Consider the following 8,370-nt stretch of genomic DNA (forward strand, 5'->3'; position numbering starts at 1 on the left):
CGGTGTTCTCGCTTCCTCCGGATCAAGCAGATCCAGTATCAGCGTGTCCGCTACTCAGGGGGAGGCCCCGCTGGCGATCGAGCTCGTGCTCGGCCTGCTCATCCATCCTGATCGGATCCCGAACGAACGCGTCCCGGTGCGCTGTTCGCTCGCCGGGTGGGATCCGGCGCTGTCCCTGCAGACCTTTCTCGTCGAGCAGATCCACGAGCAGTTCCGCAGTCAGGGCATCACCCGCCGCGATGCACAGCACCTCGTCGACCGCCACCAGGTGCTGCCCGTACTGGACGGGTTGGACGAGATGGATGTCGCCACTGCCCCCGCTGCGCGGCGTCGTGCCGTTCGGGCTCTGAAGCAGCTCAACGCCTATCAGGCGCCGACAGGCAGTGCGCCAGTGATCCTCACCTTGAGCTGCTCCGGCTTTCGTGGAGTCCCTGATGTCTGGGTTTGTTACGATCCAGGCGTAAGGAGAACCACGAGCAATGCCAGCACCACGCAAGTACCCCGATGAACTCCGCGAGCGCGCCGTTCGGGAGGTCCGTTCGACCGGCCGGCCCGTCGCCCATGTGGCCCGCGACCTGGGCATCCACAAGGAGGCCCTGCGGTCCTGGGTCCGTCAGGCCGAGGCCGACGCCGGTGAGCGTGACGACCGCCTCACCACCGTCGAGCAGGACGAGCTGAAGGAACTCCGCAAAGAGAATGCCGAGTTGAGACGGGCCAACGAGATTCTCAAGGCCGCCAGCGTGTTTTTTGCCCAGGAGATCGACCGTCCCCGGACGAGGCCGAGCTGGGGGTACCCCCTCTGGGGGAGTGATAGACCACCTGCGAGAGGGCTTCGGGGTCGATCCCGTATGCCGGGTGCTGGACCTGTCTGCGTCGACGTACTTCGCGCGCAAGGTGCGGCCGAAGTCGGCCCGCCGTCTGCGCGACGAGGAGCTGATTGTGCTGGTCACAGCGGTGTGGGAGGACTCCGGTCGCACCTACGGGGCCCGCCGCATCACCCGCGCGCTGGTCCGGGCCGGGCACGAGGTGGCGCGCTGCACCGTCGAGCGGCTGATGCGCGAGCTCGGCATCGAGGGCGTGATCCGAGGCCGGCGCCGCCGCACCACGATCCCGGAGCCGGCCGCACCCCGCCCGCCGGACCTGGTCAACCGCCGCTTCGCCGCCGGGCGCCCGAACCAGCTGTGGCTGGCCGATCTGACCTACGTGCGGACCTGGTCGGGCTGGGTCTACGTCGCGTTCGTCCTGGACGCGTACTCCCGCCGGATCGTGGGCTGGCAGATCGCCGATCACATGCGAACCGACCTGCCGCTGGACGCGCTGGAGATGGCACTGTGGCGACAGAAGATCAAGAAGGACGCCGAACTCATCCACCACAGCGACCGCGGGTCGCAAGGCGGATTCAACCGGTCGTCGCAACACCTTGATCACGGAGGTTTGCGATGGGACGGGGCCAGAGGCAGAAGGTGCCGGCGGGAGCGCGACGTCAGTGGGCAGCGGATCGGGCGATGCGACCACCGATGCGTTCACCGGGGCGGCCGGAGCCGTCTCGTGCAGTGCAGCGGGACTTCTGGCAGCGGATCGCGTCGGGAGTGACGACGGCAGAGGCCGCGGCGGCTGTCGGTGTTTCATGGCCGGTCGGATCCCGGTGGTTCCGTCACGCTGGGGGGATGCCGCCGATCAGCCTGGATGAGCCCACGGGCCGCTATCTGTCGTTCGCTGAGCGTGAGGAGATCGCGCTGCTACGCGCCCAGGAGTTCGGCGTGCGCGAGATCGCCCGCAGGATCGGCCGCGACCCGGGCACGATCTCACGCGAGCTGCGCCGCAATGCGGCGACCCGGGGCGGCAAGCCGGTCTACCGGGCTTTGGTGGCGCAGTGGAAGGCCCAGCAGGCGGCGAAGCGCCCGAAGACCGCGAAGCTCGCAGGCAACGACCGGTTGCGTGAGTACGTGCAGGACCGGCTCGCCGGCAGTGTCCGTCGCCCCGACGGCACGATCGTCAGCGGGCCGGAGACGAAGACGTGGAAGGGGCTGAACAAGCCGCATCGGCAGGACCGACGATGGGCAACGGCATGGAGCCCGGAACAGATCTCGCACCGGCTCCGTGCCGACTTCCCCGATGATGAGTCCATGCGCATCAGCCATGAAGCGATCTACCAGGCCCTGTTCATTGAGGGCCGTGGCGCGCTCAAGCGGGAACTGGTCACGTGTCTGCGCACCGGCCGGGCGCTGCGGACTCCCCGCGCACGGTCGCAGAACAAACCCCAGGGGCATGGGGCCTCCCCCTGAGTAGCGGACACGCTGATACTGGATCTGCTTGATCCGGAGGAAGCGAGAACACCGCCGATGGCGATGAAGGACTACTCGGACGAGTTCAAGGCCGATTCCGTGGCCCTGTACGAGTCCACGCCCGGGGCGACCTACAAGAGCATCGCCGCCGACCTGGGCATTAACAGGGCGACGCTGCGCGATTGGGTGCTGCGGGACCGGGAACGTCGCGTCGGGGCCCCGGCGGCCGCTCGGGCAGGTGGGGCAGCGCCGGCCCGGACGGGACAGCCGGCACCGTCCGCCGACTCGGACGAGCGGATCCGGCAGCTGGAGGCCCGGGTGGCCGAGCTTGAGGCGAGCGAGCGGAAGCTGGCCACCGAGCGGGACATCCTGCGCAAGGCGGCCAAGTATTTCGCCGGCGAGACGAACTGGTGAACCGCTTCCAGTTCGTCCACGACCACCGGGACGCCTTCGGCGTGAAGCGGTTGTGCCAGGTGCTGGGCGTGAACCGCTCCAGCTACTACAAGTGGCGGGGCGGGGCCGACGCGCGGACCGCGCGGGAGGCCGCCGACCAGGCCCTGGCCGAACAGATCCGGGCCGTCCACGCCGACTCCGACGGCGCCTACGGCTCCCCGCGGGTCACCGCCGAGCTCCGCGCCGACGGCCGGAAAATCAACGAGAAACGAGTGGCCCGCGTGATGCGCAAGTTCTCCATCCAGGGCATACGCCTGCGCAAGCGGGTCCGCACCACGATCCCCGAGCCGTCGGCGACACCGGTGCCGGACCTGTTCCAGCGGGACTTCACCGCCCCCGCGCCCGGCCTGAAGTACATGGGCGACATCACTTATCTCCCCACCGGTGAAGGCGACTTCCTCTACCTGGCCACCGTCCTGGACTGCTTCAGCCGCCGGGTCGTGGGCTGGTCCGTCGCCGCCCACATGCGCACCGAACTCGTTGCCGATGCCCTGCGGATGGCTGCCGCCACCCGCGGCGGCCTGGGCGGCGCGATCTTTCACTCAGACCACGGAGCCCAGTACACATCGCGTGAATTCGCCGACTTGTGCGGCGAGTTGGGCGTCACCCAGTCCATGGGCACGGTGGGCACCTCCGCCGACAATGCCGCCTGCGAGAGCTTCCACGCCACCCTCAAGCGCGAGACCCTACGCGGGGCCCACCACTACCCGGGAACGGAACTCTGCCGACGCACCGTCTTCCGGTGGCTCACCCGCTACAACACCCGCCGCAGGCACTCCGCCAACGGACAGCTCAGCCCCATAGCCTACGAAAACCAGTACCGGCGGGAGTCCGATAGGCTCACGCTGGCTGCATAACCAACCCGACGCGTGTCCACCTCCGCGGGGGAAGGCCCCATGTCACCGCGAACGTCGTCCTCAGCGAACGCCCCGCCGAGGCCGGGGACCGGGCGGTCCCCGGACACTGGGAAGGCGATTTGATCATCGGGACGGGCCGCTCCGCGATCGGCACGCTTGTCGAGCGCTGCAGCCGCTCCACGCTCCTGGTGCACCTGCCCCGGCTCGACGGCTGGGGCGACAGCCCGCCCGCGAAGAACGGCCCCTCGCTCGGGGGCTATGGCGCGATCGCGATGAACGCGGCGCTCACCACGTCGATGACGCAGCTGCCCGAGCAGCTACGCAAGACCCTCACCTGGGACCGCGGGAAGGAACTCTCCGGTCATGCCCAGTTCGCTCTCGATACCGGGACGAAGGTGTTCTTCGCCGATCCGCACTCACCCTGGCAACGACCGACGAACGAGAACACGAACGGGCTACTGCGTCAGTACTTCCCGAAGGGCACCGATCTCTCCCGCTGGTCGTCCACGGACCTCGAAGCCGTCACCATGGCGATCAACAACCGGCCCCGCAAAGTCCTCGGCTGGCGGACACCGGCCGAGGTCTTCGAAGAGCAGCTACGCTCGTTGCAACACCCCGGTGTTGCAACGACTGGTTGAACTCACCCAATACGTGTCCATTCGCTACACGGAGCGACTGGCCGAGGTCGGCGCCTCAGCGTCGGTCGGATCCGTCGCGGACTCGTACGACAACGCGATGGCAGAGGCCCTGAACGGCACATTCAAGGCCGAACTGATCGAACATCAGGGGCCATGGCGGGACTTCGACGAGGTCGAGCGGGCCCTCTTCCAGTGGGTCGCGTGGTACAACGGTGAACGACTCCACTCCGCCCTGGGCTACGTCCCGCCCGACGAGTACGAACAGGCGTACCGGGCGAGCCTGGAGCCAGTCCCGCAGACCGCTTGATCACACGATCGCGGACTCCACGAAACTCGGGGCAGCTCACTCCACGACGGCGTGGGCGCGGGCGAGCGCGTCCAGCCACTGCGGCTGGTGCGAGCCGGCGATCCCCCACATGTGCCGGACGTTCGTGGCGATGACCGAGTACTTCCAGCCGGTCCGCTTCTCGAAGGCGGTCAGCTTCTTCTGGTGCCGCCCGGCAGGGCGGACCCGGCGCACGAGCAGCCGCATGCCGACGGGCCAGCCGGGCCGGGTGTTCAGGCCGGTCAACTCCGCGACGCTGTAGCCCTCCTGGACCTCTCCGCTCTGCCGTAGGGAGGTCTCCCACGCACTGTCCGGCAGCTTCGCGATCGCCTTCTCGTCGTCCTCGGTGATCGTCCAGCCGACCAGGTAGCGCACCGTGTGTCGGGCGGTGTTCAACGCCTCCAGGTGTTCCAGCAGGTCATGGGTGGCGCCCGCGCCGTCGATCCTCACCAGGATCTTCGCGGCGCTCGAGCCCGGGATCTGCCCGAGCGCGGCCGTGAGCACGGTGATGTGGTCGGCGACGGTGTTGGAACCGGCGTTGCCCGGCCGCAGCAGCATCGACAGCGACTCCTGCGTGTTCGCGCACCAGCACGCGAGCGGGTGGAAGCCCCACGTCTTCTTGAACGTGACCGCCGACCCGATCTTGTTCGAGGAGGACAGGATGATCGTGGCGTCGACGTCGATGACGATCCACCCGGTCAGCCGCTTGCCCGCCACGGCCAGCCAGGGGAAGCCACCGGGCCGCAGGTGCAGCAGGCCCCACACGTGCCGGCGGACCCGGGCGCGGGCCTTCGCGATCCGGTTCAACTGCGGCTCGTCCAGTACGGCCAGGGCTCGGTGCGTCGTGGTGTCCGAGGCCGCAGTGCCGAGGAGGGCGGTGTGGTGGATCTGCAACTGCTCGGCCTCGGACAGGTTTTTCGCCCCGAGCACGATCGCGCCCGCCAGCCCGAGCAGCACATGCGCGCGGTCGCGCCAAGTCGCACTACCGCCGCCCGGCCACAGGCGGCCCAGCGCGGCGGTCAGCCCGACGCGGTCCGCGACCTGGTGCAGCAGCACCACCCCGGCGTGCCCGACCAGCCCTTTCCCGTCGGCGGCCACAGACAGCCGCCGGTCCCACCCTGTACGCTCGCTCACCAGAAGGGTGCTCCTGATCCTTGCTCGGATATGACGTCGCAATCACATCCTTGCAGGTCAGCAGTACCCTTCTCTAACTTTGCGTCAGATCACCCTGCCCGGTTGAATACCCAAGGTTGAGCCTCTTTCATTTCGCCGTGGGCGTTCTCCGGGTGCGGGGCCGGCCCGAGCGCGGTGGCGCCCGGGCCGGCGGACCCGGAGCGGCTACCAGCGGCGGCGCGGCGGCGGCGGCGGCGGGTTGAGCTTGGCGGCGAGCGCGGAGAGGAAGGTGGGGAGCTTGTCGACCATGTTCTTGGGGACCGGGGTGGTCTGGACGGTGCCCCTCCTCACGTCCTCGACGACGAGGGCGTAGGTGCCGTTCTCCTCGATGAGTTCGGCGGCGAAGAGCAGCGTCTGTGTGGAGGTTCCCATCAGTGCTCCTGGTTCTGGGTGTCGTTGAGCCAGGCGGTCCACGCCTTGGTGTCCTGTTGCTCGTCGGTGTCCTCGGCGAACAGGTGGTGGCCGACCCAGATCGGCACGTTCCAGGTGCTGCCGTTGAAGAACCGGTACAGGGCGTCCGGGCCGCGCAGGCCGACGAAGTCGTCGCTGAGCCAGTCGACGACCACGTCCACGGGGTCACTGCCCGGGCCGGGGGAGAGAAGCGTGAACCGGTCGCCGACGGCCGCGTCGTCGGCGAGGCCGAGGCGTCGGCGCAGGGCGGCGAAGTCGGCCGGCTCGGCGGTGGGTTCGGGGCGCTGGGCCCTGACGTAGGCGGCGGGGCGGCCGGCGAAGTGCCGGAGGTACTCGGCGAGGCCGTGCTGGTAGAAGTCGACGTGCTTCTCGGCCGCGTCCGTCTTGGCGTCCCAGGCCCACGCCTCGTCGACGACGCCCGTGTGCACCCAGTGGATCCCCATCCGCAGGTGGCTGGATCCGCCGTCGGCCGGCTCGATGCGGTAGCTGAGCGTGTTGGAGAATCCGCCGTCCTGGGTGGCCCGGACGGCGAAGTGCCGCGGCGGTTCCCAGGCCACGACGGTGGCGTCGCCCCGGGTGGCCTTTCCGCCGACGCGCGGCTCGACCTCCATCGGGTAGAGCCAGCCCAGGTTGCCGGCGCCGGTGGCCACCGCGTCCCAGACCTGCTGGGGCGTGGCGGGCAGGTCCTGTTCCCGGCGGACCTCGAACTCTCGGGCCATGGTCGGTACTGCTCCTTCGTCGTGGTTCACGGTCGGTGGGCGAGCGGGAGGGTGCACAGCCGCCGTTGCAGCGGGTTGGGCCGCCAGTCCAGCTCCGCTCCGTCGGCCAGCCGCAGTTCGGGCAGCCGGCGTACCAGCGTGCCGACGGCGACCTCCGCCTGGAGCTTGGCCAGCGGGCCGCCGAGGCAGAAGTGCGGGCCGTGGCCGAAGCTCAGGTGGCGGTTGCCGGGCCGGGACAGGTCGAGCCGGTCGGGGTCCTCGAAGCGTTCGGGGTCGCGGTTGGTCGCACCGAGGAACAGGTACACCAGCTCGCCCTCCCGCAGTGTCCGCCCGCCGATCTCCAGGTCCTGCGCGACGACCCGGACGATCGCCTGGGTCACCGTGTCGTAGCGGGCCAGTTCCTCGACGGCGTCGCGGATCAGGTGCGGGTCCGCGCGCAGCCGGGCCAGCTGGTCCGGGTGGCGCAGCAGGGCGAGCGCGCCGTTGCCGATCAGGTGGGTGGTGGTCTCGTCTCCGGCGGTGATGAGGACGAAGCAGGTGGACAGCAGTTCGGAGTCGGTGAGCCGGTCGTCCTGCGCCTGGGTGGCGACCAGGGCGCTGATCAGATCGTCGCCCGGTTCGCGCCGGCGCTGCCGGATGAGCCCGGACAGGTACTCCTCGTACTGTTCGATCGCCGCCTCGGACTCGTCGATGTCCTCGGCCAGGCGGCCGAAGCGCTGGAACCAGCTCTTGACCTGCGGCCGGTCCTCGTCCGGGATGCCGAAGAGCTCGCAGACGACGGACATCGGCAGTGGGGAGGCGACCGCCTCGATCAGGTCCATGGTCGGCCCGGCCGCGACCGCCTCGTCGACGAGGTGGTCGACGATCCGCTGGACGCCGTCGCGCAGGGCCTCGACGCGCCGGGCGGTGAAGGCTCTGTTGGCCAGTTTGCGCAGCCTGGCGTGGTCCGGCGGGTCGGTGTTGGTCATCACCCGGCCGAGTCGGTCGGTGAGCCGGCTGAGTGCTTTGAGGTCACCGCCGAGCGCTGTGTAGGCGCGGGTCATGCGGTCCCGGTCGTTGGACAGCCGCGGGTCGCCCAGCGCCGCCTCGACGTCGGCGTACCGGGTGAGGTACCAGATGCCCTGGGTGCTGCGGTGGACCGGGTCCTCGCGCCGCATGCGGGCGTAGAACGGGTACGGGTCGCGCCGGGCCTCGGGGGTGAAGAGGGCCGCGGCAAGGTCGCCGGGCCGGGCGGGGCCCGCGGTGTCGCGGGCCCCGTCCAGGGTGTCGGTGGAGGTCATGTCGGCCGCGCTACCGCTGGGCGTCCATGGCGTCGGCGAGGCTCCTGGGCCGCATGTCGGTCCAGGCCCCCTCGACGTACTCCAGGCAGGCGGCGTGGGTGTCGGGGCCGTGGACGACGGCCCAGCCGTCCGGGACGTCCGCGAACTGCGGCCAGAGCGAGTGCTGGTTCTCGTCGTTGACGAGGACGAGGAAGGTGCCGTCCTGGTCGTCGAAGGGGTTGGTCATGGG

9 protein-coding genes and 3 pseudogenes are annotated in these 8,370 nt (G+C 69.7%); 7 read left to right on the plus strand and 5 right to left on the minus strand.

The window, feature by feature from the left end; translation table 11 throughout:
• The first annotated feature begins 43 nt into the window (after positions 1–43).
• The 7 genes and pseudogenes from OG335_RS04785 (at position 44) to OG335_RS04815 (ending at position 4,540) form a co-directional block, all read left to right on the plus strand.
• Entirely contained in the window at positions 44–508 is a 465-nt protein-coding gene (locus OG335_RS04785) for a hypothetical protein (RefSeq protein ID WP_405009727.1), read from the plus strand.
• Positions 480–653, plus strand: a pseudogene (locus OG335_RS04790) (transposase); the annotation flags it as partial. The gene OG335_RS04785 and the pseudogene OG335_RS04790, both read left to right, overlap by 29 nt.
• Before the next feature lie 154 nt (positions 654–807).
• Positions 808–1,593 (plus strand): IS3 family transposase, encoded by a 786-nt coding sequence (locus tag OG335_RS04795; RefSeq protein WP_405009728.1) that lies wholly within the window; start codon positions 808–810, stop codon positions 1,591–1,593.
• 74 nt (positions 1,594–1,667) lie between these two features.
• A pseudogene (locus tag OG335_RS04800) lies at positions 1,668–2,270 on the plus strand (transposase); the annotation flags it as partial.
• Between the two features lie 72 nt (positions 2,271–2,342).
• Positions 2,343–3,595, plus strand: a protein-coding gene (locus OG335_RS04805; RefSeq protein ID WP_405009726.1) for an IS3 family transposase whose coding sequence is annotated in 2 segments (ribosomal slippage) — positions 2,343–2,685 and positions 2,685–3,595 — 1,254 coding nt in all. Because the reading frame shifts where the segments join, the coding sequence is not laid out codon by codon here.
• 38 nt (positions 3,596–3,633) lie between these two features.
• Positions 3,634–4,233 (plus strand): annotated as a pseudogene (locus OG335_RS04810) (IS30 family transposase); the annotation flags it as partial.
• Positions 4,214–4,540, plus strand: coding sequence for an integrase core domain-containing protein (locus OG335_RS04815; protein ID WP_405009729.1), 327 nt, complete (start codon positions 4,214–4,216; stop codon positions 4,538–4,540). The pseudogene OG335_RS04810 and the gene OG335_RS04815, both read left to right, overlap by 20 nt.
• A 36-nt stretch (positions 4,541–4,576) precedes the next feature.
• On the opposite strand, the gene OG335_RS04820 is transcribed toward OG335_RS04815, so the two are convergent.
• The 5 genes from OG335_RS04820 to OG335_RS04840 form a co-directional block, all read right to left on the minus strand.
• Positions 4,577–5,692 (minus strand): transposase, encoded by a 1,116-nt coding sequence (locus OG335_RS04820; RefSeq protein WP_405009730.1) that lies wholly within the window; start codon positions 5,690–5,692, stop codon positions 4,577–4,579.
• Between the two features lie 204 nt (positions 5,693–5,896).
• Positions 5,897–6,103, minus strand: coding sequence for a hypothetical protein (locus OG335_RS04825; protein ID WP_405009731.1), 207 nt, complete (start codon positions 6,101–6,103; stop codon positions 5,897–5,899).
• Complete coding sequence (locus OG335_RS04830) at positions 6,103–6,861, minus strand: SRPBCC domain-containing protein (protein ID WP_405009732.1); 759 nt, start codon at positions 6,859–6,861, stop codon at positions 6,103–6,105. Before OG335_RS04830 ends, OG335_RS04825 begins: the two co-directional genes overlap by 1 nt.
• Before the next feature lie 26 nt (positions 6,862–6,887).
• Positions 6,888–8,141, minus strand: coding sequence for a cytochrome P450 (locus OG335_RS04835; protein ID WP_405009733.1), 1,254 nt, complete (start codon positions 8,139–8,141; stop codon positions 6,888–6,890).
• Between the two features lie 10 nt (positions 8,142–8,151).
• Entirely contained in the window at positions 8,152–8,367 is a 216-nt protein-coding gene (locus tag OG335_RS04840) for an MbtH family protein (protein ID WP_405009734.1), read from the minus strand.
• Positions 8,368–8,370 lie beyond the last annotated feature (3 nt).

This window comes from Kitasatospora sp. NBC_01539 (assembly GCF_045040525.1).
GTDB lineage: Bacteria > Actinomycetota > Actinomycetes > Streptomycetales > Streptomycetaceae > Kitasatospora.